This is a genomic window from Pseudomonas sp. Os17, assembly GCF_001547895.1.
Taxonomy (GTDB): Bacteria; Pseudomonadota; Gammaproteobacteria; order Pseudomonadales; family Pseudomonadaceae; genus Aquipseudomonas.
Genome location: NZ_AP014627.1, coordinates 5,612,961 through 5,635,756, shown reverse-complemented (window position 1 = coordinate 5,635,756; position 22,796 = coordinate 5,612,961). Strand labels below are relative to the sequence as shown.

Below are 22,796 nucleotides of genomic sequence, written 5' to 3'. Positions count from 1 at the left end.
TGGGCGGCAGGAAAAAGAGCCGAACAGGATAAGGACTGTTACCAAAAAAACAACAGTGGACGCGAACTTGTCGGCCCTGGCTGGCCAGCCAGGGCGTCATTGCGATGGGCGTGCGCTTCGTCGACGCCTGCGCCGGCAAGCCGGCTCCCACAGAACCCGAGAGCCCGAGAACCCGCGAGTCAGAGAGGCAGATACAGGCCAAAGGTATTGATGCCCCGGTCGCTGCGCACGAACACGTCGCCGCCGTGCATCAGGGCGATGGCCTTGACGATGGCCAGCCCCAGGCCATGATTGGCGCCGCTGTTGCTGCGCGAGGCGTCGACCCGGTAGAAGCGCTCGAACAACCTGGGCAGGTGTTCACTGGCAATGCTCTGCCCCGGATTGCTCACGGCGATCGTCACCTGATGTTCCTGCACCTCGATCCGCACCCGGATCACTTCGCCCGCCGCCGTGTGCTGCACGGCATTGCTCAGCAGGTTGATCAGGGCCCGGCGCAGGTGGGCAATTTCGATGTGCACCTGGGCATCGCCCTGGACCTCGACCCGGACCTGGGCGTCTTCGAGGATGAAATCCAGGTAGTCCAGGGTGGTGGCCACTTCCGCCGCCAGGGAGGTACTGGTGAGCTTGGTGGCCTTGCTGCCCTGGTCGGCGCTGGCCAGGAACAGCATATCGTTGACGATGGAGCGCAGCCGTTCCAGTTCTTCAAGGTTGGATTGCAGCACCTCGAAGTAATGCTCCGCCGAGCGGCCACGGGTCAGGGCCACCTGGGTCTGACCGATCAGGTTGGTCAGTGGCGAGCGCAGTTCATGGGCCACGTCGGCGTTGAACGACTCCAGGCGCGAGTAGGCCTGCTCGACCCGTTCCAGGGTGGAGTTGAAGGAGTTGACGAACTGGCTCAGCTCCGGTGGCAGGGGCGAGAGTTGCAGGCGCCCGGACAGCCGTGGCGGTGCCAGCCGCTGGGCCTCCTGGGACAGCTTGATCAGCGGCTTGAGGCCGATCCGCGCCACCCAGTAACCCAGGGCCGAGGCCAGCACGACGCCGACGATGGCCAGGCCGATCAGCGCCATCAGCAACTGGTGCTGGGTCTGGTGAACGGTGTCGGTCTCGATGGCGATCAGAAAGCGCAGGGGCGGGCGTTGTTCCTTGGCCGGCAACTGGCTGACCAGCACCTTCAACGGATAGGGATGGTCGCTCAGGTTCAGGTCGCGCATCCCCAACGGGCCTTCGGCGAATGCACGGATCTGCGGGTCCGGGTTGCCGTATTCATAACCGGGGTCGGCGCTCACCGCCCAGAAGCGGATGCGCCTGTCTTCCTCGCTGAGCAGCTTGAGCTTGGCGTTGATCTTGGCCCAGTGTTCCGGATTGCCGTAGCGGTTCAGGGCCGACTCCAGCACGCTGTAGCGCGCGTCCAGCTCGGCCTCCGGCAGCAGGCCCAGGCCCTTGTCCACCTGTTGATAAAGGGCGCCGCCAATCAGCAGGAAGATCAGCAGGGCCACCAGGGTGAACAGCCCGCTCAGGCGCAGGGCGATTGAGTTACTCGCCACTGCGGTTCTCCAGCACATAACCCATGCCGCGGATGGTGTGTAGCAGCTTGTGCTCGAAAGGTCCGTCGAGCTTGGCCCGCAGGCGCTTGATCGCCACTTCGACGACATTGGCGTCGCTGTCGAAATTGATGTCCCAGACCATCTCGGCAATCGAGGTCTTGGACAGGATCTCGCCCTGGCGCCGGGCCAGCACGCTGAGCAGGGAGAACTCCTTGGCGGTCAGGTCCAGACGGCTGCCGCCGCGGCTGGCCTTGCGGCTGATGAGATCGATCCACAGGTCGGCGATGCTGATCTGTACCGGCTCGTGACCACCGCTGCGGCGGGTCAGGGCCTGCAGGCGGGCCACCAGTTCAAGGAAGGAAAAGGGCTTGCCCAGGTAATCGTCGGCGCCATCGCGCAAGCCGCGGATCCGGTCCTCGACGCGCTCGCGGGCGGTGAGCATGATCACCGGGGTCTGCTTGCGCGCGCGCAGGGCCCGCAGCACGCCAAAACCGTCCAGGCCGGGGAGCATGACATCCAGCACGATCACGGCGTAGTCGCTTTCCAGCGCCAGGTGCAGCCCCTCGATGCCATCCCGGGCCAGGTCAACGGTGTAACCCTGCTCGGTCAGCCCGCGATGCAGATAGTCCGCGGTTTTTTCTTCGTCTTCGATAATCAGAACGCGCATGACCCGCCTCAGGTGTTGGTGGCTGGCGAAAGAGCCGGCTGGGGCCGGTGGAACAGCCGCTCGAGCCACAAGTATATGACCGGCGTGGTGAACAGCGTCAGCGCCTGGCTCACCAGCAGGCCGCCGACCACGGCGATACCCAGGGGCTGGCGCAGCTCGGCGCCGGTGCCGTAGCCGAGCATCAGGGGCAGGGCGCCGAGCAAGGCGGCCAGGGTGGTCATGATGATCGGCCGGAACCGGGTGATGCAGGCCTGGTAGATCGCCTCCTCAGGAGGCAGGCCGCCGTTGCGCTGGGCTTCCAGGGCGAAGTCGATCATCAGGATGCCGTTCTTCTTGACGATGCCGATCAGCAGCACCAGGCCGATCAGCGCCATGATGGAAAAGTCCTGGCCACAGAGCCAGAGCATCAGCAAGGCGCCGAGCCCCGCCGAGGGCAGGGTGGAAATGATCGTCAGCGGATGCACGAAGCTTTCGTACAGCACCCCGAGAATGATGTACACGGCCACCAGCGCGGCGAGGATCAGGTACGGCTGGCTGGCCAGGGAGCTCTGGAAGGCCTGGGCCGCGCCCTGGAAGTTGCCGCTGATGGCCGCCGGCATGCCGATCTCGTTCTTGGCCTGTTCCAGCAGGATCACCGCGTCCCCCAGGGCGACGCCGGGGGCCAGGTTGAACGACAGGTTGGCGGCCGGGAACATGCCGTCGTGAGCGATCGACAGCGGGCCGATGCTGGGCGCATCGAAACGCGCCAGGGCCGACAGCGGTACCATCTCCCCGGTCAACGGCGAGCGCAGGTAGAAGTAATTGAGACTCTCGGCCTTGCCCCGTTGCTGGGTGTCGAGTTCGAGGATCACGTTGTACTGGTTGATCTCGGTCTGGAACTCGTTGATCTGACGTTGGCCGAAGGCGTCGTACAGCGCCTGGTCGACATCGCTGGCGGTCAGGCCGAAGCGCGCGGCGGCGGTCCTGTCGATGTTGATATGGGTGATGCTGCCGCCCAGTTGCAGGTCGTTGGAGATGTCGCGGAACGCCGGGTTGCTGCGCAGTTTCTCGGTCAGGCGCTGGGTCCAGGTGGTCAGGGTCGGGCCGTCGTTGCTTTTCAGCACGTACTGGTACTGGGCGCGGCTGGGGCCCGAACTGAGGTTGATGTCCTGACCGGCTCGCAGGTAAAGGACGATACCGGGCACCTTCATCAGTTGCGGACGGATGCGGTCGATAAAGGCGCTGGCCGAGACATCCCGCTCGCTGCGCTTTTTCAGCGAGATCCAGAAGCGGCCGTTGGCGATGGTCTGGTTGCTGCCAGAGACGCCCACCGAATGGGAGAAGGCTTGCACCGCCGGGTCGGCGGCGACGATCTCGGCCAGCGCCTGGTGTTTCTTCACCATGTCCGGGTAGGAAATGTCCGCGGCGGCCTCGGTGGTTCCGAGCACGAAGCCGGTGTCCTGCACCGGGAAGAAGCCCTTGGGAATCAGGATGTAGCCGGCAATGGCCATGCTCAGGGTCAGGGCGAAAATCCCCAGCATCAGTTTCTGCCGGGCCAGGGCCCGGCGCAGGGCGCGCTCGTAGAGGGCCAGCAGACGCTCGCCGAAGCCCGGCTTGGCGTGGGCCGGGTGCACCGGGGCCCGCATGAACAGGGCGGCCAGGGTGGGCGCCAGGGTCAGCGACACCAGCACCGAAATCATGATGGTGGACGTCGCGGTCAGGGCGAACTCCTTGAACAGCCGGCCGACTACGCCGCCCATGAACAGCAGGGGAATGAACGCCGCCACCAGGGAGAAGCTGATGGACACCACGGTGAAGCCGATCTCGCCGCCCCCCTTGATCGCCGCCTCGCGCATGCCGTCGCCGGCTTCCAGATGGCGGTGGATGTTCTCCACCACCACGATGGCGTCGTCGACCACGAAGCCCACGGCGATGACGATGGCCACCAGGGTCAGGTTGTTCAGGCTGAAGCCCAGCACATACATCAGGGCGAAGCTGGCAGTCAGCGATACCCCCAGCACCGCGGAGACGATCAGGGTCGCCGACCACTGGCGCAGGAACAGCGCCATCACCGCCACCACCAGCAACACCGCGATCAGCAGGGTGATCTCCACCTCGTGCAGCGAGGCGCGGATGGTCTGGGTGCGGTCCACCAGCACCTTGACCTGCACCGAGGCCGGCAGCATCGCCTCCAGGCCCGGCAGGGCGGCCTGGATGCGATCCACGGTATCGACGATATTGGCCCCCGGCTGGCGCGAGATCACCAGGTTGACCCCCGGCTGATCGCCGGACCAGGCCTGGACGTAGGCGTCTTCCGGGCCGCTGACCACCCGGGCCACGTCCTGCAGTTGCACCGGTGCGCCGTTCTTGTAGGAAACGATCAACTGACCGTACTCCTGGGGATCGAACAGCTGGTCGTTGGTGGACAGGGTGGAGATGCTCGACTCGCCGTACAACGCGCCCTTGGCCAGGTTGAGGCTGGTCTGCTGGATCGCCAGACGGATGTCGGCCAGGGTCAGGCCGATGGCCGCCAGCTTGTCCGCCGCGGCCTGGATGCGGATCGCCGGACGTTGCTGGCCGGTGATGTTGATCTGGCCGACGCCGTCGATCTGGCTGATTTGCCGCGCCAGCAGGGTTTCCGCGTAGTCGCTGAGCTCGGTGCCGGGCATCTGCGTCGAGCTGATGCTGAGGATCAGCACCGGGCTGTCGGCCGGGTTGACCTTCCTCCAGGTGGGCAGGGTGGGCATGTCCTTGGGCAGCTTGCCAGCGGCGGTGTTGATCGCCGCCTGCACTTCCTGGGCGGCGGTGTCGATGCTCTTGTTCAGGGTGAACTGCAGGGTCAGCAGAGACGAGCCCAGGGCACTGCTGGAGGTCATCTGGGTCATGCCGGGGATGGCACTGAACTGCACTTCCAGGGGCGTGGCCACCGAGGACGCCATGGTGTCCGGGCTGGCCCCGGGCAGGGCCGCGGAAACCTGGATGGTGGGGAACTCGGCTTCCGGCAGCGGCGCCACGGGCAGGCGCGGAAAGGCAACCGCCCCCAGCAGCACCAGGGCAAAGGTCAGCAGCACGGTGGCAACCGGATGGTCGACGCACCAGGCGGACAGGGAACCGTGCCCCTTCATGGCTTGGGCTCCCGGGCCGGCGCCGGCGGCGGGGCATTCAGCACCTGGACCTGGGAGCCGGGCTTGAGTCGCGACTGGCCGTCACTGACCAGCACATCCCCGGCCTGGACCCCGGAAATGATGTTCAGCTCGCTGTCCTGGTACAGCACCTGTACCGGCACGCTTTCCACCTGCTGGCCCTTGATCCGGAACACGAAGTGCTGGTCCAGGCCGCGCTGGACCACGGTGGGCGGCACGGTCAGCGCACCCCGGTCCAGCGCGGTCTGGATCTTCACGGTCACCAGTTGACCGGGCCAGAGCTTTTGCTGGGCGTTGTCGAATTCCGCCTTGGCGCGGATGGTGCCGGTGCCGGTGTTGATCTGGTTGTCGATCAGGCTCAGATGGCCATTGCCCAGCAGGGTGCCGGCGTTGTTGCTGTCGGTGCCCAGGTAAGCCTGGACCGCCGCCGGGTCCTGGGCGCGAACCAGTTGCTGCAGGGTCGGCAGCATCTGCTGGGGCAGGGAGAACTCTACGGCGATGGGGTCGATCTGGGTCACCGAGAACAGGCCTTGCGCGTCGCTCACCCGCAGGAAGTTGCCTTCGTCCACGGTGCGAATGCCCACCCGGCCCGTGACGGGCGAGCGGATCTGGGTGTAGGACAGTTGGACCTGCGCGGCATCGATGGCGGCCTGATTGCCCTGGGCCGTGGCGTTGAGCTGATTGACCAGGGCCGCTTGCTGGTCGTAGGTCTGTTTCGAGACGCCGTCATCCACCGACAGCAGCTTGTAGCGCTTGAGGTTGACCTGCGCCACCTGCAACTGGGCCTGGTTCTGTGCCAGCTGGGCCTTGGCCTGATCCAGGCTGGCGCGGATCGAGCGGTCATCGAGGGTGGCCAGCAGGTCCCCGGCCTTGACCTGTTGTCCCTCCCTGACCAGCAATCGGGTGAGGATGCCATCCACCTGGGGACGGATGATCACGCTGTGCAGCGACAACACCGTACCGATGCCGCTGACGTAGCGCGGCACATCCTGCTGGAGCACCTGCACCGCTCGCACCGGAATGGCCGTGGGCGCAGCCAGCCTGGCGGTCGCCGGCTTGTTGAAAAACCAGGCCGCGCCAGCGATGAGGCCCACCAGCAGCGCTGCGGTCACGACGGTTTTCTTGGCAATGGGCATAGAGGTAGAACGCCGGGGGCAATGGTGTCGAAAGGCTGGCCATGATCTGTTGACAGTTATAGTCCGGCAACCCGGTCAGCACCGTGACCGCCAGCTGTCAGCGCTGTCAGAAAAGTACAGCCCGACCGCCGTGCCCCAGGTCAAAGATCGCGGGCGCGCAGGTATACTGCCGGCCACTGCGGCCCGTTCCCTGGCGCGGATTATCTTTCTCCCCTGGAGCTTCCATGACTTGCCCTGCACAACCTGCTGCGGATGACGGCCTGAACGTCGATCCCGCGGCCGCCCCGGCCACTCCTGAAACCGAGGCCAAGGCGGCGATTCCGGCGTTCAAGTTTCCTTTCAAGCCGTCCGAGTTCGCGCCGGCCAAGAATGCCCAGCAGCCCTGGTACAAGAACGGTGCCAGCAACGGCCACACCAAGACCCCCGGCGCAGCGCCGCCCGGCACCCGTCGCTCCATGGGCAAACGTTGAGATCGCCGACAATCGCAGACATTGCCCTTATTTGCGCTTTTTAATCGCAGTGATGGCTAATTGCTTTAAACCTGAGCTGGATCAGTATTTGTGGCATCAGTGCGCTTAGAGTCAGCAGCCCTGCCGACTCCACCTAACAAATACGAGCGCGCTTCCCATGAAGATCAACCTGCCGGTTACTGGGCGAAACGTGGACTTTGCCCCTGATGCGAACATCCTTTCGACCACCGATCTGACCAGCGCGATCACCTACGCCAATCCTGATTTCATCAAGATCAGCGGCTACACCCGTGAGGAACTGCTGGGGTCGCCGCATAACCTGCTGCGTCACCCGGACATGCCCCCGGCGGCCTTCGGCCATATGTGGCGCACGCTCAAGCGCGGCCGCTCGTGGATGGGCATGGTCAAGAACCGTTGCAAGAACGGTGACCACTACTGGGTCAGCGCCTACGTCACCCCGGTGACGCGTGACGGTCAGGCGGTGGAATACCAATCGGTGCGCACCAAGCCCAGCCCGCAACAGATCGCCGCCGCGGAGCGGGCCTATGCCCGACTCAGGGAGGGCGGGCCTTCATGGTGGAGCCTGCTGCCGGTCATGAGCCTGCGCTTGCGCCTGTGGGCCGCCATCAGCGCCGGTTTTATCGGCAGCTTCGGGGTTTCAGCGTGGCTGCTGCCCGAGTCCTGGATGCTCCAGGGCACGGTGATGGCCATGGGCTGGTGCCTGAGTCTGCTGGCGGTCGGTGTGCAAATGCGCCCGCTGGACCGCCTGGCCGAGCGCGCCCGGCAGATCGGCGACAACCCACTGAGCCAGGGTATCTACACCGGTCGTGCGGACGAATTCGGACGTATCGAGTTCGCCCTGCAGATGCTCGAAGCCCAGGTAGGAGCCGTGGTGGGGCGGATTGGCGATGCCTCCCAGCGCCTGGCCGGGCATGCCGCGGAGCTGGTGGAGCATCTGCACAGCAGCCATAACAGCACCCTGGAACAGCAGGCGGAAACCGATCAGGTGGCCGCGGCCATTCACCAGATGGCCGCCAGCGTGGCCGAGGTCGCCACCCATGCCCAGCAGGCCTCGGTGGCGGCGGATCAGGCGGAAAGCGAAACCCGCGAGGGGCATCAACTGGTGGGCGAAAGCCGCAGCGCGGTGTTGCGCCTGGCCAGCGAGCTGGAGCGGGCCACCGAGGTCATCCATCAACTGGAAGGCCACAGCTCGGATATTTCCGGGGTGCTGGAGGTGATTCGCAGCATTGCCGAACAGACCAACCTGCTGGCCCTGAATGCGGCCATCGAGGCGGCGCGGGCCGGCGAGCAGGGACGCGGCTTTGCCGTGGTGGCCGATGAGGTGCGTGGGCTGGCCCAGCGGACCCAGGACTCCACCAACGAGATCCAGCGCATGATCAGCACCCTGCAAAATGCGGCGCGCCATGCGGTGGAGGCCATGCAGCACAGCAGTGCCCATGTGGAAAGCAGCGTCGATCAGGCCCAGCGCGCGGCGGTGGCCCTGGACGGCATCAGCCAGCGGGTCAACCAGATTACCGAGATGAGCCTGCAGATTGCAGCGGCAGTGGAAGAGCAGAGCGCGGTCAGCGAGGACATCAACCGCAACATCATGGGCATTCGCAATGCCTGCGAGGTCACGGTCAGCGCCGGCCAGCTCAGCCACGTCAATTCAGGTGATGTGGCCGGGCTGGCGGGGGACCTGCGCCAGCTGGCCCAGGAGTTCTGGCATAAGCGTGGATAGGCTGCCGCGCTGGGCGGCGGCCAGCCGGCGCCGGTGGCTCAGGCGGCGCGCAGGGAGATGAAGGCGTAGTCCACGCCGGCAGTGCTGACCACCTGGGCCCCGGCGGCCAGGACCTGGCTGGCGATGTCGTCGCCGGACAGGTGAAAGCGCCACGGCTGGCTCGCGGTCCGCGGGGGAGCGGCGCGGACCTGGTCGATGGCGGCGGCCAGGGCGTTCATGTCGGGCAGATAGGCAGTGAAACCGTCGCCCTTGAGGGCCGTGGTGCGAATGCCCAGCAGGGCGCAGATGGCTTCCTTGGTGTGGATATCGTCGCGGTCGGCCTGGCGCGAGCGCGCGATCAGTTCCGCCAGCTCCTGGTCCACCAGTTCACCCCCGAGGATCAGTTGCGGGCCCTGTTCCCATGAATGCGGCGGGCAGTCCTTGGCCAGCGGATTGAGCGGAATGTGTGGATTGATTTCCATCGGATAGATGCGACACACCAGCGGTCGCCGCTCATAGATGCGACAGCGCGACTCTTCGTCAAGATTCCGGCAGGGGCCGACATTGTAGGCGGCAAAGGTGATCGCCACGTAGGCTTCGGTACTGCCACTGGTGATCCGGCAGGAACGGCGTTGGGCGTGTTCGCGCTGTTGCGCCGGCAGCCCCAGGCCATTGCCGAGAAAGGCCTCCACCAGAACGATCACCTGACCGCCGTCAGCCGCCCAGGCCCGGGCTTCCGTGAGGGTCAGGGGCACGTGGTGATCGGTGCAGCACTTGCCGCAACCAACGCAGGAAAACTGGGTGTTCATGGATCGGGGAACCCTTCTGGGGCGATGGGGATCGCGTCGAAAAAAAACACGTCGACGCGGCTGGAGCAGGGGCCAAGCAAGTTGCACGCCACCCGCCGCGGCTGGCGGGGTGGGGCGGTCGCTGCTCAGGAGCCCCGGGGCACCCGTTCGCGACGCAGGATCTGCATGCCGGCGCTTTCATACAAACGACGGGCTCGCCGGTTGTCTTCCAGAACCCGGAGATCGACAAAGCCTTCCCGGCGTTCGGCGAACATCACGAAGGCCTGCTCCAGGAGGGCCCTTCCCACCCCCTGGCCACGGGCGCGGGGATGCACCACCAGATCCTTGATGTAGGCGCTGGTCCAGCATTGGGCGACGCCGATCAGGCCGTCGGCATCACGGGCCAGCAGACAGAGTTGCGGATCGTATTCGGCATCGCTTTCGAAGCACTGGCGCCAGCGGTCCAGCGTCGGCACGCTGCCGCCGCCATCCTGGTAGCCCAGGTGCATCAGCTGATGCACCTGGGCGGCCAGCTCGGGCTGGTAGTGCAGCAGGGTGACGCCGGGCGGCCACTGCGGGGCGGCCTGCGCACGGGTGAGATCGCGGCGCAGCAGCAGGCAGTGGATTTCGCTCATGGTTCAGGCCGCCTGGCTGGCGATGGTTTTGGCGGCGTCGATCAGGCAGCGGGTCAGTTCCGGCGAAGAGAACTTGGTGAGTACCGCATTGGCCCCGGCCTGACGCGCTTTTTCACTGTTCATGGCGCTGTCCAGGGAGGTGTGCAGCAGCACGTAGAGGTGAGCGAAGTCCGGGGTTTCCCGCAGGGTCCGGGTCAGGGCGTAGCCGTCCATTTCCGACATCTCGATGTCCGAGACGATCAGGTTGATCTCGTTGGCCGTGCCCTGCAGTTCCAGCAGGCAGTCGATGGCTTCCTTGGCACTGCGGGCGGTGTGGCATTGCAGGCCGAGGTTGCGCAGGGTGTGCACCGATTGCTGCAGCGCCACCTGACTGTCGTCCACCACCAGAATCCGCGCGTTGCCCAGGGCTTCGGCGTCTTCCATGCTCAGTTCGGTGGGCGCCATCTCGATCTGCGCCGGGGCAATGCCGTGGATCACCTTCTCGATGTCCAGCACCTGCACCAGGGTGCCGTCCACCTGGGTCACGCCGGTGATGTAGGACTTGATACCGCCGGAGCCAAAGGGTGGCGGGCGGATATCAGTGGTCAGGCAATGCACGATCTTGCTCACGGCCTGCACGTGCAGACCCTGCTTGGAGCGGCTGACGTCGGTGACGATCAGGCAGCCGCTGTCCGGGTCGGCCAGGGGGCGTTCGCCAATGGCCCGGCTGAGGTCGATCACCGACAGCGAGTTGCCGCGCAGGGTGGCGATGCCTTTCACATGGGGGTGGGACTCTGGCAGCTTGGTCAGCGGCGGGCAGGGAATGATTTCACTGACTTTAAGCAGGTTGATTGCCATCAGCTTGCCGCTGCGCAAGGTAAACAGCAGAAGCGAAAGCGAATCTGCGCGGGCTTTGTTGGAGGACATAAAAACCTTCTCTGAAAAAGTTGGCGTGTGGCTCGACCCACGGAGCACCATTGATAACGGGTTATCGACGTGTTCAGGGCAGGCTTTAGCGGTGTTCCTGCTTTCCGTCGGCGCTGCTGCCTTCGCCGGTCAGCCGGCGAAGGCAGCGGGGCGTGGCGTTCTGCAGATGCTGGCGTTTAGCGCAGGCCCAGGCGTTTGGCCAGACGGCTGAGGTTGGCTCTGTCCAAGCCTAGCTCACGGGCGGCACTGGCCCAGTTGTGCTGGTGCCGTTCCAGGCAGGCGTTGATCAGTTGGCGTTGATAGTGCTCGGTGGCCTGGCGCAGGTCGCCTTCGAGGGGCGCTGGCGCCAGGCTTTCCAGGGCCGGGGCGAGGACGCCGGGCGCCTTTTCGCCGAGCCCGGGCAGGTCGAGGTCGGCAGCATCCAGGCTGAGAATCTTCGGGCGTTCGCGGCAGTTGCCCAGGGCCTTGAGGGCGCTGCGGCCGATCAGGTGCTCCAGCTCGCGAACGTTGCCCGGCCAGTTGTAGCCCAGCAGCGCCTGCTGCGCGTCGGCACTGAGCCGCAGGCTGCCCAGGCCCATGCGCGAACGGTTCTGCTCCAGGAAGTAGCCGCTGAGCAGCAGCACATCGCGACCCCGGTCGCGCAGGGCTGGCACTCGCAGCGGGTAGACGCTGAGGCGGTGGTAGAAGTCGGCACGGTAGCGCCCGCTGCGCACTTCTTCGGCCAGGTCGCGGTTGGTGGCGGCGATCAGGCGCACGTCCACCTGATGCTCCTTGTCCGAACCCAGGCGCTGCAACTGTCCGCTTTGCAAGACCCGCAGCAGTTTGGCCTGGACCGAGAGCGACAGTTCGCCCACCTCATCGAGAAACAGCGTGCCGCCATTGGCCAGCTCGAATTTGCCCCGCCGATCCTGGGTGGCTCCGGTGAAGGCGCCGCGCACATGGCCGAACAGTTCGCTTTCCACCAGGGTGTCGGGCAGGGCCGCGCAGTTGAGGCTGATGATCGGCTGTTCGGCCCGGGGCGAGGCGGCGTGAATGGCCTGGGCCACCAACTCCTTGCCGACGCCGGTTTCACCAGTGATCAGCACCGTCAGGTCGCTGCCACCCACCAGGCTGATTTCTTCCAGCAGGCGCTTGTGGGCCTTGCTCTGGCCGATCATCTCGCGGTGCTGTCCGCTGGCCTGGCGATAGACTTCGGCCCGTTGATGCTCGTTTTCGGCCCGCAGAGCCAGGCGTTCGATGCGCTCGGCGGCACTGACCGTGGCCGCGGCGAGGCTGGCGAAGGCTTGCAGGGCGTCCAGTTCGATGGGCTCGAAGCGCTGCGGGTCCAGGGCATCGAGGGTCAGCAGGCCCCAGGGGCGCTCATCGACGAACAGCGGGCAGCCCATGCAGTCATGGACTTCCAGGTGGTCGTCAAGACCTTCCACCAGGCCGTCATAGGGATCGGGCAGCTCACTGTCGCTGGCAAAGCGGGTCGGGCCCGGGCTGGCGAGCAGGGCGGCAAAGCGTGGGTGCTCGCTGACCTTGAAGCGGCGGCCCAGGGTATCGGTGCTCAAGCCGTCCACCGCCAGCGGCACCAGCCATTCGCCATCCAGGCGCAGCAGCGCCGCGGCATCGCAGGGCAGCAGGGCGCGCAAGGCTTCCAGCAGGCGGCGGTAGCGTTCGCCCTCGGGCAGTTCCCGGGACAGGTCGGTCACCAGGGGGAGCAGGGTCGTGAGCAGGGATTTTGCGGTCATAATGACTCCGTCTAGTCTTAATGACTATAAATGTATCAGTGTCTTTATGACTAACTTAATTTTAAATCATTGATTTATAACGATTTTAATCTTGGCATGAAAACTGACTGGATAAGGGAAACCTGCAAGCAGTCATAAAGTCCAGGAGTTGTCCTTATGCTAAGCGTCCAAGATCGCACCCTCATCAAAGCCACCGTGCCCCTGCTGGAGAGCGGTGGTGAAGCGCTGATCACCCACTTCTACCGGATGATGCTGTCCGAGTACCCCCAGGTACGTCCGCTGTTCAACCAGGCGCACCAGGCCAGCGGCGACCAGCCCCGTGCCCTGGCCAACGGGGTACTGATGTATGCCCGGCATATCGACCAGTTGGATCAACTGGGGGATCTGGTGGCCAAGATCATCAACAAGCATGTGGCCCTGCAGATCCTGCCGGAGCACTACCCCATCGTGGGGGCCTGTCTGTTGCGGGCCATTTCCGAGGTGCTGGGCAGCGAGATTGCCACCCCTGAAGTGATCGATGCCTGGGGCGCGGCCTACAACCAGTTGGCGGATATCCTGATCGGTGCCGAGGCGGCGATCTACGACCAGAAGGCCCAGGCTCCGGGTGGCTGGCGTGGCGCGCGGGCATTCGAGCTGGTGCAGAAGGTGCAGGAGAGCGCGGAAATCACCTCGTTGTATTTCGCGCCGCTGGATCAGGGGCCGATCCTCGCCGCCGAGCCGGGTCAGTACATCGGCTTGCAGCTGTTCATCGACGGTCAGGAGGTGCGGCGCAACTACTCGCTGTCGGCACTTTCCAACCAGGGGCAGTACCGCATCAGCGTCAAGCGCGAACCCGGGGGAGTGGCCTCCAACTACCTGCATGACCAATGCCCGGTGGGCACCCGCATCATGCTGTTCCCGCCTGCCGGCGAGTTCACCCTGGCGGCAAGCACCAAGCCGCTGGTCCTGATCAGTGGCGGCGTGGGCATCACCCCGACCCTGCCGATGCTGGAGGCGGCGCTGGCCACGGAGCGTCCGGTGCATTTCATCCACTGCGCGCGCAACGGCCAGGTGCATGCGTTCCGTCACTGGGTCGACGAACTGGCCCAGCGTTATCCACAGCTCAAGCGCTTCTACTGCTATGCCGAGGACGACGGTGTCAGCCCGGCGGCAGACCAACTGGGGCTGCTGACCCGGGAGCAGTTGGCCGACTGGTTGCCGCAGGAGCGAGATCTGGATGCCTACTTCCTCGGGCCCAAGGGATTCATGGCGGCCATCAAGCGCCACCTCAAGGCCCTGGGCATTCCCGAGCAACAGAGCCGGTATGAGTTCTTCGGCCCGGCGGCGGCCCTGGAATAACCCGGCCGGCTCCTGCGCAACCCGGCCCCGCAACGGGGCCGGGTTGTTAATCCTTGCTTAACCTGCCTGTCGTTAATTCCCCTCGATGGCGGGATGGCGCTGCCATCCCGGCCTTTTCGTTCGTGTGTCCCCCTGGCCCGTAAACCTTGGGTGTTGCCTTCGATGCAGTGCATTCAAAGGTCATGATCAGCGTGTAGACTTCCGGGCACCCGATGGCAATCAGATCAACTTCGCAATTCAACCCGCGGGCTGGCGTGACAAGCACGGCTACGCCGGTTGAGCAGACAACAGAAAAAGGAATAGGGATGAGTGACGACAGACTGCGTTTAGGGCGTGAACGGCGCTTCCTGGTGCTGCTGGGGATTATCTGCCTGGCGCTGATCGGCGGGGCCCTGTACATGCAGGTGGTGCTGGGCGAGGCGCCTTGCCCGCTGTGTATCCTGCAGCGCTATGCCTTGCTGCTGATCGCTCTGTTCGCCTTCATCGGGGCGGCCCTGAGCTCGCGACGTGGGGTGACCGTGATGGAGACCCTGGTGGTCATCAGTGCCATCGCCGGTGCCGGGGTGGCCGGGCACCATGTGTACACCCAGTTCTACCCGGCGGTGAGCTGCGGCATCGATGTGCTGCAGCCCTTTGTCGACAGCCTGCCGCTGGCGAGCATCTTTCCCCTGGTCTTCCAGGTCGACGGTTTCTGCTCCACGCCGTATCCGCCGATCCTTGGCCTGTCCCTGGCGCAATGGGCGCTGCTGGCGTTCGTGCTGACGGTGATCCTGGTGCCCCTGGGCGTCGTTCGCAATCGCAAGAAAACCTACTGATTCACCCGGAAAAGCCCCGGTCCCTCAACAGGGGCCGGGGCTTTTTCATGTCGTTCATCCGGCTGTTGAAAAGTCCGTGATTTGCGGCAAGTGAGGGGGCGGTAAAAGTGCGACATGTTGTCACACTGTAGCGGTCGCACAGGGGCGGAGGGAGGCTGGCAACAGACTGCATATCGGGTAATCGGTTCCCCTGAAGTCTGTCACTTTGTGTAAATCCCCAGGCTGGGTTAAATCCATAGCCTGCTATCTATACATCTCTTCACAAAGCCCGTTTTACAAGGGTTGAAGCCCTATCCAAGGCGGCTTTCAGCCGCTCGTTCGGCCTGTTGAAAGGGGGCGCTGGAAGTCCCTTTTGGGGCTTTTTGTTGAGAATAAAAATCGATATCATTCTGATCCTCCGCAATAATCGTGAGGGATTGTTGCGCCGGGGGATAAAAATTATTTCGGGATAAGACATGGTTTATAAAACGCGACATATCTACAATCGCCCGCACTGAATTTCCGACGCTGCTCATCCCTGAGCACACGAGGACGGTCGAGGGGCGGATTGAGCGCTCCGTGCGACTGCGGGTGTCGGCGCCTTCCAAACTTCCGCACCAAATGGAATTGGTCTGTAACAAGGCCTTTGACCACGAGATCGAATAAGAACCACTGCTAGCCCGGGATGTGTCGTTGAGCGTTTAACGCAACGGGCAGGCCCTTATTCAATTGAAGAAAAATGCCAACCCTTGGCAGGGTGAAGTGTTGGCGATCAAAACCCAACTGCATTGCGCAAGCTGCTTTAGAGGTCGTGAGATGAGTAAAAACAGGTACCCCAGATTACTAGGCTTATTGCCGCTGCTCGGCATGTTAATGCTGGGAGGCTGCAAATGGACCTTGCTTGATCCCAAAGGTCAGGTTGGTCTGGATGAACGAAACCTGATCATCACGGCCACCATCCTGATGCTGCTGGTGGTTGTGCCGGTCATCATCATGACCTTCGCCTTCGCCTGGAAATACCGCGCCTCGAACAAGGACGCGACCTACGCGCCCAAGTGGTCCCACTCCACCAAGATCGAGATCGCGGTGTGGCTGGTTCCGGTGCTGATCATCATTGCCCTGGGTTATGTCACCTACAAGTCGACCCACGCCCTGGACCCGTACCGTCCGCTGGAGTCCGACGCCAAGCCTGTGACCATCGAAGTGGTCGCCATGGACTGGAAGTGGCTGTTCATCTACCCCGACCAGGGCATCGCCACCGTCAACAAGATCGTGTTCCCGGCCCATACCCCGGTGAACTTCCGCGTCACCTCCGACACCGTGATGAACTCGTTCTTCATCCCGGGCCTGGGCGGCCAGATCTACGCAATGGCGGGCATGACCACCAAGCTGCACCTGATTGCCAACCAGAACACCGAACTTGAAGGGATCTCCGCCAACTACAGCGGCGCGGGTTTCACCGGCATGAAGTTCAAAGCGATCGCTACCAGTCAGGAAGATTTCGACGCCTGGGTAAACGAAGTCAAAAAGGCACCTAAACAGCTGGACACCGCTGAATACGAAGCCCTTTCCAAGCCGAGCCAGAACAATCCTGTCGAGCTCTACTCCGCCTACGCGCCGAACCTGTTCCAGACCGTCATCGACAAGTATGAAGGCATGAAACCGGGCAAGCCGCTCAAGCACGAGAAGAAAGAAAAGGAAGTGGCCGCAACCGAAGGGATGGACGTGAGTTCGCATTCAGCTGCCGGGGCAGAGGAGTAAACGATGTTTGGTAAATTAAGTCTGGAAGCGATACCGTTCCACGAGCCGATCGTCATGGTGACCGTTGCCATGATCCTGCTCGGTGGTGTGGCGCTGTTCGCGGCAATCACCTACTTCAAGAAGTGGACCTACCTGTGGACCGAGTGGCTGACGTCCGTCGACCACAAGAAAATCGGTGTGATGTACATCATCGTCGCCATGGTCATGCTCCTGCGTGGCTTCGCCGACGCCATCATGATGCGTACCCAGCTGGCCATGGCCACCGAGGGTTCGCCTGGCTACCTGCCACCTGAACACTATGACCAGATCTTCACCGCCCACGGTGTGATCATGATCATCTTCATGGCGATGCCATTCTTCACCGGCCTGATGAACCTTGTCGTGCCGCTGCAGATCGGCGCGCGTGACGTGGCCTATCCGTTCCTCAACTCCCTGAGCTTCTGGCTGCTGGTATCGGGCGTGGTGCTGATCAACCTGTCCCTGGGCGTCGGCGAATTCGCCAAGACCGGCTGGGTTGCCTATCCGCCGCTGTCGGGCCTGCAATACAGCCCGGGCGTGGGTGTGGACTACTACATCTGGGCGCTGCAGCTATCGGGTCTGGGGACAACGCTGACGGGGGTCAACTTCCTGGCCACCGTGCTGAAAATGCGTACCCCTGGCATGAAGATGATGGACATGCCGATCTTCACCTGGACCTGCACCTGGGCCAACGTGCTGATCGTGGCTTCGTTCCCGATCCTCACCGCCACCCTGGCACTGCTGACGCTTGACCGTTACATGGATTTCCACATTTTCACCAATGAACTTGGTGGCAATCCAATGATGTACGTGAACCTGTTCTGGGCCTGGGGTCACCCCGAGGTGTACATCCTGATCCTGCCGGCGTTCGGTATCTTCTCCGAAGTGATCTCGACCTTCTCGGGCAAGCGCCTGTTCGGTCACCACTCGATGATCTACGCTTCCGGCGCGATCTCGATCCTGGGCTTCATGGTTTGGCTGCACCACTTCTTCACCATGGGTTCGGGTGCCAGCGTCAACGCCTTCTTCGGCCTGGCCACCATGCTGATCTCGATCCCGACCGGGGTGAAGCTGTTCAACTGGCTGTTCACCATCTACCACGGCCGTCTGCGTATCACCAGCCAGGTTCTGTGGACCCTGGGCTTCATGGTGACCTTCGCCATTGGCGGCATGACCGGCGTACTGCTGGCCATCCCGGGTGCGGACTTCGTCCTGCACAACAGCCTGTTCGTGATCGCTCACTTCCACAACGTGATCATCGGCGGCGCGGTGTTCGGCTACATCGCCGGCTTCAGCTTCTACTTCCCGAAAGCCTTCGGCTTCAAGCTGCATGAAGGTTGGGGCAAGGCTGCCTTCTGGTTCTGGATCTCGGGCTTCTTCGTCGCCTTCATGCCGCTCTACGCACTGGGCTTCATGGGCATGACCCGTCGTCTGAACGCCACCACCAACCCTGAGTGGGTGCCATACCTGTACGTGGCCATGGTGGGTGCACTGATGATCGCCGTGGGCATCGCCTGCCAGCTGATCCAGCTGTACGTCAGCGTGCGTGACCGCAAGCAGAACATGTGCGTTTCCGGCGACCCATGGAACGCCCACACCCTGGAATGGTCGACCTCGTCGCCACCTCCGTTCTACAACTTCGCGGTACTGCCCAAAGCCGAAGGCATCGACCCGTTCACCGAAGCCAAGGAAGACGGCACTGCCTACGCGCAGCCAAGCCGCTACCAGCCGATCCACATGCCCAACAACACCGCTACCGGTGTGGTCATGGGGGCCCTGCTGACCGTGTTCGGTTTCGCCATGATCTGGCACATCTGGTGGCTGGCCATCGCAAGCCTGGCCGGCACCGTGATCTATTTCGCGATCCACGCTGCCCGTGATGATCAAGGCTACATGGTGCCGGTCGAGACGATCGAGCGCATCGAAGCCGAACAGCACAAGCGTCTGGTATCGGAGAACAAGATCCCGGCTACCCGTGTTGAAACCTCGTTGGAACAGGCTTAATCCATGTCGAACTTAGTGACCAATGCTGGACACGCCCATGTCGATGACCATGGGCACGATGACCATCACCACGACTCGGGCGAGATGACCGTATTCGGTTTCTGGCTCTACCTGATGACCGACTGCATTCTGTTTGCGTCGATCTTCGCGGTATACGCGGTACTGGTTAACAACGTAGCGGGTGGCCCGTCGGGCCACGACATCTTCGAACTGCCTTACGTACTGGGCGAAACCGCTCTGCTGCTGTTCAGTTCGATCACCTACGGCTTCGCCATGCTGGCGTTCTTCCGGGGCAACAAGAAGCAGGTGCTGGGCTGGCTGGCCATGACCTTCCTGTTCGGCCTGGGCTTCATCGGCATGGAGATCAACGAGTTCCACCTGCTGATCTCCGAAGGCTACGGCCCTAGCCGTTCCGGCTTCCTGTCCGGGTTCTTCACCCTGGTCGGCACCCACGGTCTGCACGTGACCAGCGGTCTGATCTGGATGGCGATCATGATGTACCAGGTGCAGAAAAACGGCCTGACGGCGACCAACAAGACCCGTCTGAGCTGCCTGAGCCTGTTCTGGCACTTCCTGGACGTGGTGTGGATCTGCGTATTCACCGTTGTTTACCTGATGGGGACTATGTAAATGGCCAACGCACACTCCCACGACGAAGCCGGTCACGGCAGCGTCAAGTCCTACGCCATCGGCTTCATCCTGTCGGTCATCCTGACACTGATCCCGTTCGGCCTGGTGATGTACCCGTCGCTGCCTAAAGACGTGACCCTGTGGATCGTCCTGGCATTCGCCGTGATCCAGGTGCTGGTGCACCTGGTGTACTTCCTGCACCTGGACCGTTCCGCGGCACAGCGCAACAACGTGGTGGCGTTCATCTTCGCCGCGCTGGTCATTGTTCTGCTGGTTGGTCTGTCGTTGTGGATCATGTTCAGCATCCACACCGTCATGATGGCCAAGTGAGGTAAACCCGATGTCGCTCAAGCACTTTATCCAAATCACCAAACCGGGGATCATTTTCGGTAACGTGCTTTCTGTGGCAGGCGGGTTTTTCCTGGCCTCGAAAGGGCATGTCGATCTGGCCATTTTCCTGGCCGCCATGATCGGCACCTCGCTGGTGGTAGCGTCCGGTTGCGTGTTCAACAACTGCATCGACCGAGACATCGACCTGAAGATGGAGCGCACCAAGAACCGCGTGCTGGTCCAGGGCCTGATCTCCCTGGAAGTGGCCCTGGTCTATGCCTCCCTCCTCGGGATCGCCGGCGTCGCCCTGCTGTACTACGTGGCCAACCCGTTGGCCGCGTTGTTCGCGGTAATCGGCTTTGTCATCTACGTCGGCCTCTACAGCCTGTACCTCAAGCGCAAGTCGGTTCACGGCACGCTGGTGGGCAGTCTGTCCGGGGCCATGCCGCCGGTGATCGGTTATGTGGCCGTGAGCAACAGCTTCGACATGGCCGCGCTGACCCTGCTGGTGATGTTCAGCCTGTGGCAGATGCCGCATTCCTACGCCATCGCGATCTTCCGCTTCAACGATTACCTGGCCGCATCGATTCCGGTGCTGCCGGTGAAGCGCGGCATTCGCGTGGCCAAGAAGCACATCCTGCTCTACATCCTGGCGTTCCTGGTGGCGACCCTGATGCTGACCTTCAGCGGTTACGCCGGCATGAGCTACCTGGCGGTAGCGGCGGCGATGGGCATGTACTGGCTGTACATGGCCTGGACCGGCTACAAGGCGGTGGATGACACCGTGTGGGCGCGCAAGCTGTTCGTGTTCTCGATCTTCACCATCACCGCGCTGAGCGTGATGATGTCGGTGGATTTCAAGGCCCCGACCGAGCTGTTGCTGACCTACGCGCACTAAGCTGTCCAGGCCACAGAAAAGCCCCGCCTTCGTAAGAAGTGCGGGGCTTTTTTTATCCGCTGGCGCGACGGTCACATCATTTAAAGCTTTTCGGTCCGAAGGCTCCGCCTGGCCGGGTAAAATGCGCCGCTCGTGGATGAACCTGAGTGGATGCAATGCAAAGCCGTATTGAAATGAACGACAGCCAGGAGCGTTACGGCGCGGTCAGTCGTGGGTTGCACTGGGCCATGGCGCTGGCCTTTGCCTGGATCTATTGCTCGACCGCCGCCCATTACCTGCTGGAGGATTCGGCACTGGACAAGTTCCTCTGGCCGACCCACAAGCAAGTCGGGCTGCTATTGATGGGGCTGTTGCTGGTGCGGCTGTTCTGGAGCCTGCTGAACCGGCATCGTCGGCCGCCGAGCCTGAACCTGGCCGCGCGCCTGGGGCATGGGCTGCTGTATGCCGGGATGTTCGCCATTCCGTTTCTCGGGCTGCTGCGCCAGTACGGCTCCGGGCGAGCGTTTTCCGCCTTCGGGCTGCCGGTGATGAGCGGCTTCGAAGGGCCGAAGATCCAGTGGATGACCGACCTGGGCAACAGCTTCCATAGCCTCCTGGGCTGGACCTTGCTGGTACTGATCGTCGGTCATGTGGCCGCGGTGATCCTGCACTGCGTCAAAGGCCAGGGGCATATCCTGCGGCGCATGGCCGGTAGCACGACCTCGGCTTGAGGTATCGTCGGAGCAGAGAAAACCCCGTCTTCGAGAGAAGGGCGGGGTTTTTTATTTAGAACCTATTGATGGGACATCTGGATGATATTCAGTGCCAGATCATTTTGTCTGGTTGCTGCTCATGTATCTCTTGAACAGTGATCTTGCGCCGTAAGCGGGCAAGATATTGAAGAGTGCAAAAAACACTTTTATCGCAATCTGAAAAAAGATCATGTTGAGAATGTCGCTGTTTTTCATCAATCCATAGAAGGCGATATAGCAAAACAGGAAGCTGTCGATAATGACCGCGAAGAAGGTGCTGAGGAATATTCGCAAGAACAAAAATCTGGAATTTGTCAGCTCTTTTATCTTGCACAGCAAGTATGAGTTTATGTTTTCAGAAACAAGGAATGAAACAGAGGAGGCTACCAGTACGGATGACACCTGAATGATCACGTCATTGTAGGGCGTTTCAAGCTTCCAGCCTGGCATACCTGGCAGGAAGGTCGAGCCGTAGAGCAGGATGAAAACCGTGGATGTGCTAGCGAATGCAAAGAAAATGGCTCTTCTGGCTAACCGGAGTCCAAAGTTTTCGTTTAACAAGTCGACGATCAAAAAAGTAATGGAGTAAAGGAAGGTACCAGGAGTAATGATGATGTCCAGCGACTCCAGATAAATGGGTTTTGTCGCTGCAATACTGGTGAATATATAAAATGTGACGAGCAACAAGTTCAGGATTATATAAATCATCCATGAGTTCTCATGGCGATCGTTCAGGTCGTATGCGGTCAGCGTGTCTCCCTGGGAATAGAGCTTTCGATACAGATTCTTGATTTCCGTTTTGTTCAGGTTATCCATTATTTCACTGTTCAGTACCTCTCTTAGCTTGATTCTGATGACCTTGCCTGTAGCAATGATCATGATTACGGCAAGTTTTTTATTGTTCTCGAAACCCAGAAGTTTGTATTTGCTGTTTTCGATTTCGCTTTCATGGACAGTCATTGAACCGCTCCTCAATGATATCGCCCACTACAATCATGCGATCTGAGTCGGGACAAACATCATTCAAGATGAGCAGCCTGCCTGTCAGTTTGTCGTAAGCCAGTTTTTCTTTGTCGTCGGTCGAGGAGCCCTTTTGTACGATCAACAGATCGCCGGGTTCATTCATTCCGTTGATTTCGTTCTCCAGCAGCACCGCTATCAGGTTGTAGGAAGTGCCGAAGTAGTAAGTCAATGGATAGAGCGTCGCCAGTTCCCCAATGCGTTTGTCCATGTTGGCCATCAGCAGGCTCTCCTTGATGATCGGAACGGCCGCCGGGTTCATGTTTCCTTGAGGGGAGATGCTGCTCTCGATGATCTCCTTTTCTTCAAAGTCGACAGTCTCTATTTCTTCGTAGGAGACGCCAAAAAAGTCAGAGATTTTTCGAATGGTGGACTGCTGTACGTTGGTGACCTTGCCTTCCAGAATGTTGTAAATGGTCGTTCTGGTCAGCCCGCTGGCGTTGCACAAAGACAGTTGTGTCTCACCACGGCTTTTTATCAAGTACTTGATGTTGCTTTTTAAATGCTCGGTTCTTTCTCTTTTATGCATCAGATACTCACCACTTCCTTTT

The 22,796-nt window shown here is 61.9% G+C and carries 20 protein-coding genes and 1 pseudogene; 11 read left to right on the top strand and 10 right to left on the bottom strand.

Annotated features, from left to right (window positions below; all coding sequences use genetic code 11):
* Positions 1-179 precede the first annotated feature (179 nt).
* The 4 genes from POS17_RS24795 to POS17_RS24780 are packed head-to-tail and all read right to left on the bottom strand — an operon-like array spanning position 180 to position 6,469.
* Positions 180-1,544 carry a heavy metal sensor histidine kinase gene (locus tag POS17_RS24795; RefSeq protein WP_060840956.1) on the bottom strand — a complete coding sequence of 455 codons (1,365 nt, stop codon included), beginning with the start codon at positions 1,542-1,544 and terminating at the stop codon, positions 180-182.
* Complete coding sequence (locus POS17_RS24790; RefSeq protein WP_060840955.1) at positions 1,534-2,211, bottom strand: heavy metal response regulator transcription factor; 678 nt, start codon at positions 2,209-2,211, stop codon at positions 1,534-1,536. The genes POS17_RS24795 and POS17_RS24790 overlap by 11 nt, the downstream gene beginning before the upstream one ends.
* 8 nt (positions 2,212-2,219) lie before the next feature.
* Positions 2,220-5,315 (bottom strand): multidrug efflux RND transporter permease subunit, encoded by a 3,096-nt coding sequence (locus POS17_RS24785; RefSeq protein ID WP_060840954.1) that lies wholly within the window; start codon positions 5,313-5,315, stop codon positions 2,220-2,222.
* On the bottom strand, positions 5,312-6,469 hold the full coding sequence (locus POS17_RS24780; RefSeq protein WP_060840953.1) for an efflux RND transporter periplasmic adaptor subunit: 1,158 nt from the start codon (positions 6,467-6,469) through the stop codon (positions 5,312-5,314). Before POS17_RS24780 ends, POS17_RS24785 begins: the two co-directional genes overlap by 4 nt.
* 224 nt (positions 6,470-6,693) lie before the next feature.
* Here POS17_RS24780 and POS17_RS24775 point away from each other — a divergent pair, with 224 nt between their 5' ends.
* The 3 genes and pseudogenes from POS17_RS24775 (at position 6,694) to POS17_RS24770 (ending at position 8,680) form a co-directional block, all read left to right on the top strand.
* The gene (locus tag POS17_RS24775; RefSeq protein ID WP_060840952.1) at positions 6,694-6,939 is read left to right on the top strand and encodes a hypothetical protein; all 246 of its coding nucleotides are present in this window, start codon (positions 6,694-6,696) and stop codon (positions 6,937-6,939) included.
* 157 nt (positions 6,940-7,096) lie between these two features.
* Positions 7,097-7,378, top strand: a pseudogene (locus POS17_RS32835) (PAS domain-containing protein); the annotation flags it as partial.
* Between the two features lie 246 nt (positions 7,379-7,624).
* Entirely contained in the window at positions 7,625-8,680 is a 1,056-nt protein-coding gene (locus tag POS17_RS24770) for a methyl-accepting chemotaxis protein (protein ID WP_375136262.1), read from the top strand.
* Between the two features lie 38 nt (positions 8,681-8,718).
* Here the strand turns inward: POS17_RS24770 and POS17_RS24765 are convergent, their stop codons facing one another.
* From POS17_RS24765 to norR, 4 genes are all read right to left on the bottom strand, one after another.
* Complete coding sequence (locus POS17_RS24765) at positions 8,719-9,468, bottom strand: YkgJ family cysteine cluster protein (RefSeq protein WP_060840950.1); 750 nt, start codon at positions 9,466-9,468, stop codon at positions 8,719-8,721.
* Positions 9,469-9,593: 125 nt separating this feature from the next.
* On the bottom strand, positions 9,594-10,082 hold the full coding sequence (locus tag POS17_RS24760; protein ID WP_060840949.1) for a GNAT family N-acetyltransferase: 489 nt from the start codon (positions 10,080-10,082) through the stop codon (positions 9,594-9,596).
* 3 nt (positions 10,083-10,085) lie between these two features.
* Positions 10,086-10,988: a chemotaxis protein CheV gene (locus POS17_RS24755; RefSeq protein WP_060840948.1), complete on the bottom strand. Its 903-nt coding sequence runs from the start codon at positions 10,986-10,988 to the stop codon at positions 10,086-10,088.
* 176 nt (positions 10,989-11,164) lie between these two features.
* Positions 11,165-12,721, bottom strand: coding sequence for a nitric oxide reductase transcriptional regulator NorR (gene norR / locus POS17_RS24750; protein WP_060840947.1), 1,557 nt, complete (start codon positions 12,719-12,721; stop codon positions 11,165-11,167).
* A gap of 156 nt (positions 12,722-12,877) precedes the next feature.
* On the opposite strand from norR, the gene hmpA reads away from it, so the two are divergent.
* The 8 genes from hmpA (at position 12,878) to POS17_RS24710 (ending at position 21,204) form a co-directional block, all read left to right on the top strand.
* The gene (gene hmpA / locus POS17_RS24745) at positions 12,878-14,059 is read left to right on the top strand and encodes an NO-inducible flavohemoprotein (RefSeq protein WP_060840946.1); all 1,182 of its coding nucleotides are present in this window, start codon (positions 12,878-12,880) and stop codon (positions 14,057-14,059) included.
* Positions 14,060-14,364: 305 nt separating this feature from the next.
* Positions 14,365-14,874, top strand: coding sequence for a disulfide bond formation protein B (locus tag POS17_RS24740; RefSeq protein ID WP_060840945.1), 510 nt, complete (start codon positions 14,365-14,367; stop codon positions 14,872-14,874).
* Between the two features lie 795 nt (positions 14,875-15,669).
* Positions 15,670-16,614, top strand: a complete 945-nt coding sequence (gene cyoA, locus POS17_RS24735) for a ubiquinol oxidase subunit II (RefSeq protein WP_060840944.1) — start codon at positions 15,670-15,672, stop codon at positions 16,612-16,614.
* A 3-nt stretch (positions 16,615-16,617) separates the two neighbouring features.
* Complete coding sequence (gene cyoB / locus POS17_RS24730; RefSeq protein WP_060840943.1) at positions 16,618-18,636, top strand: cytochrome o ubiquinol oxidase subunit I; 2,019 nt, start codon at positions 16,618-16,620, stop codon at positions 18,634-18,636.
* Positions 18,637-18,639: 3 nt separating this feature from the next.
* A complete protein-coding gene (locus POS17_RS24725) occupies positions 18,640-19,266 on the top strand; it encodes a cytochrome o ubiquinol oxidase subunit III (protein ID WP_011063285.1) in 627 nt (208 codons plus the stop codon).
* A complete protein-coding gene (cyoD, locus tag POS17_RS24720) occupies positions 19,267-19,596 on the top strand; it encodes a cytochrome o ubiquinol oxidase subunit IV (protein ID WP_060840942.1) in 330 nt (109 codons plus the stop codon).
* 10 nt (positions 19,597-19,606) lie between these two features.
* Complete coding sequence (gene cyoE, locus POS17_RS24715) at positions 19,607-20,494, top strand: heme o synthase (protein WP_060840941.1); 888 nt, start codon at positions 19,607-19,609, stop codon at positions 20,492-20,494.
* A gap of 155 nt (positions 20,495-20,649) precedes the next feature.
* Entirely contained in the window at positions 20,650-21,204 is a 555-nt protein-coding gene (locus POS17_RS24710) for a cytochrome b (protein WP_060840940.1), read from the top strand.
* A 99-nt stretch (positions 21,205-21,303) separates the two neighbouring features.
* Here POS17_RS24710 and POS17_RS24705 read toward each other — a convergent pair whose 3' ends face one another.
* Positions 21,304-22,185, bottom strand: a complete 882-nt coding sequence (locus POS17_RS24705) for a queuosine precursor transporter (protein WP_060840939.1) — start codon at positions 22,183-22,185, stop codon at positions 21,304-21,306.
* Positions 22,172-22,774, bottom strand: a complete 603-nt coding sequence (locus POS17_RS24700) for a helix-turn-helix transcriptional regulator (RefSeq protein ID WP_060840938.1) — start codon at positions 22,772-22,774, stop codon at positions 22,172-22,174. Before POS17_RS24700 ends, POS17_RS24705 begins: the two co-directional genes overlap by 14 nt.
* Positions 22,775-22,796 lie beyond the last annotated feature (22 nt).

What these genes read in the sequence shown, in the direction of transcription:
- POS17_RS24790 (WP_060840955.1), bottom strand. Translation starts at nt 2,211, where the DNA reads ATGCGCGTTCTGATTATCGAAGACGAAGAAAAAACCGCGGACTATCTG.
- POS17_RS24780 (WP_060840953.1), bottom strand. Translation starts at nt 6,469, where the DNA reads ATGCCCATTGCCAAGAAAACCGTCGTGACCGCAGCGCTGCTGGTGGGC.
- POS17_RS24710 (WP_060840940.1), top strand. Translation starts at nt 20,650, where the DNA reads ATGCAAAGCCGTATTGAAATGAACGACAGCCAGGAGCGTTACGGCGCG.
- POS17_RS24705 (WP_060840939.1), bottom strand. Translation starts at nt 22,185, where the DNA reads ATGACTGTCCATGAAAGCGAAATCGAAAACAGCAAATACAAACTTCTG.
- cyoB (WP_060840943.1), top strand. Translation starts at nt 16,618, where the DNA reads ATGTTTGGTAAATTAAGTCTGGAAGCGATACCGTTCCACGAGCCGATC.
- norR (WP_060840947.1), bottom strand. Translation starts at nt 12,721, where the DNA reads ATGACCGCAAAATCCCTGCTCACGACCCTGCTCCCCCTGGTGACCGAC.
- POS17_RS24785 (WP_060840954.1), bottom strand. Translation starts at nt 5,315, where the DNA reads ATGAAGGGGCACGGTTCCCTGTCCGCCTGGTGCGTCGACCATCCGGTT.
- cyoE (WP_060840941.1), top strand. Translation starts at nt 19,607, where the DNA reads ATGTCGCTCAAGCACTTTATCCAAATCACCAAACCGGGGATCATTTTC.
- POS17_RS24725 (WP_011063285.1), top strand. Translation starts at nt 18,640, where the DNA reads ATGTCGAACTTAGTGACCAATGCTGGACACGCCCATGTCGATGACCAT.
- POS17_RS24765 (WP_060840950.1), bottom strand. Translation starts at nt 9,468, where the DNA reads ATGAACACCCAGTTTTCCTGCGTTGGTTGCGGCAAGTGCTGCACCGAT.
- POS17_RS24755 (WP_060840948.1), bottom strand. Translation starts at nt 10,988, where the DNA reads ATGTCCTCCAACAAAGCCCGCGCAGATTCGCTTTCGCTTCTGCTGTTT.
- cyoA (WP_060840944.1), top strand. Translation starts at nt 15,670, where the DNA reads ATGAGTAAAAACAGGTACCCCAGATTACTAGGCTTATTGCCGCTGCTC.
- cyoD (WP_060840942.1), top strand. Translation starts at nt 19,267, where the DNA reads ATGGCCAACGCACACTCCCACGACGAAGCCGGTCACGGCAGCGTCAAG.
- POS17_RS24760 (WP_060840949.1), bottom strand. Translation starts at nt 10,082, where the DNA reads ATGAGCGAAATCCACTGCCTGCTGCTGCGCCGCGATCTCACCCGTGCG.
- POS17_RS24775 (WP_060840952.1), top strand. Translation starts at nt 6,694, where the DNA reads ATGACTTGCCCTGCACAACCTGCTGCGGATGACGGCCTGAACGTCGAT.
- POS17_RS24740 (WP_060840945.1), top strand. Translation starts at nt 14,365, where the DNA reads ATGAGTGACGACAGACTGCGTTTAGGGCGTGAACGGCGCTTCCTGGTG.
- hmpA (WP_060840946.1), top strand. Translation starts at nt 12,878, where the DNA reads ATGCTAAGCGTCCAAGATCGCACCCTCATCAAAGCCACCGTGCCCCTG.
- POS17_RS24770 (WP_375136262.1), top strand. Translation starts at nt 7,625, where the DNA reads ATGCTCCAGGGCACGGTGATGGCCATGGGCTGGTGCCTGAGTCTGCTG.
- POS17_RS24700 (WP_060840938.1), bottom strand. Translation starts at nt 22,774, where the DNA reads ATGCATAAAAGAGAAAGAACCGAGCATTTAAAAAGCAACATCAAGTAC.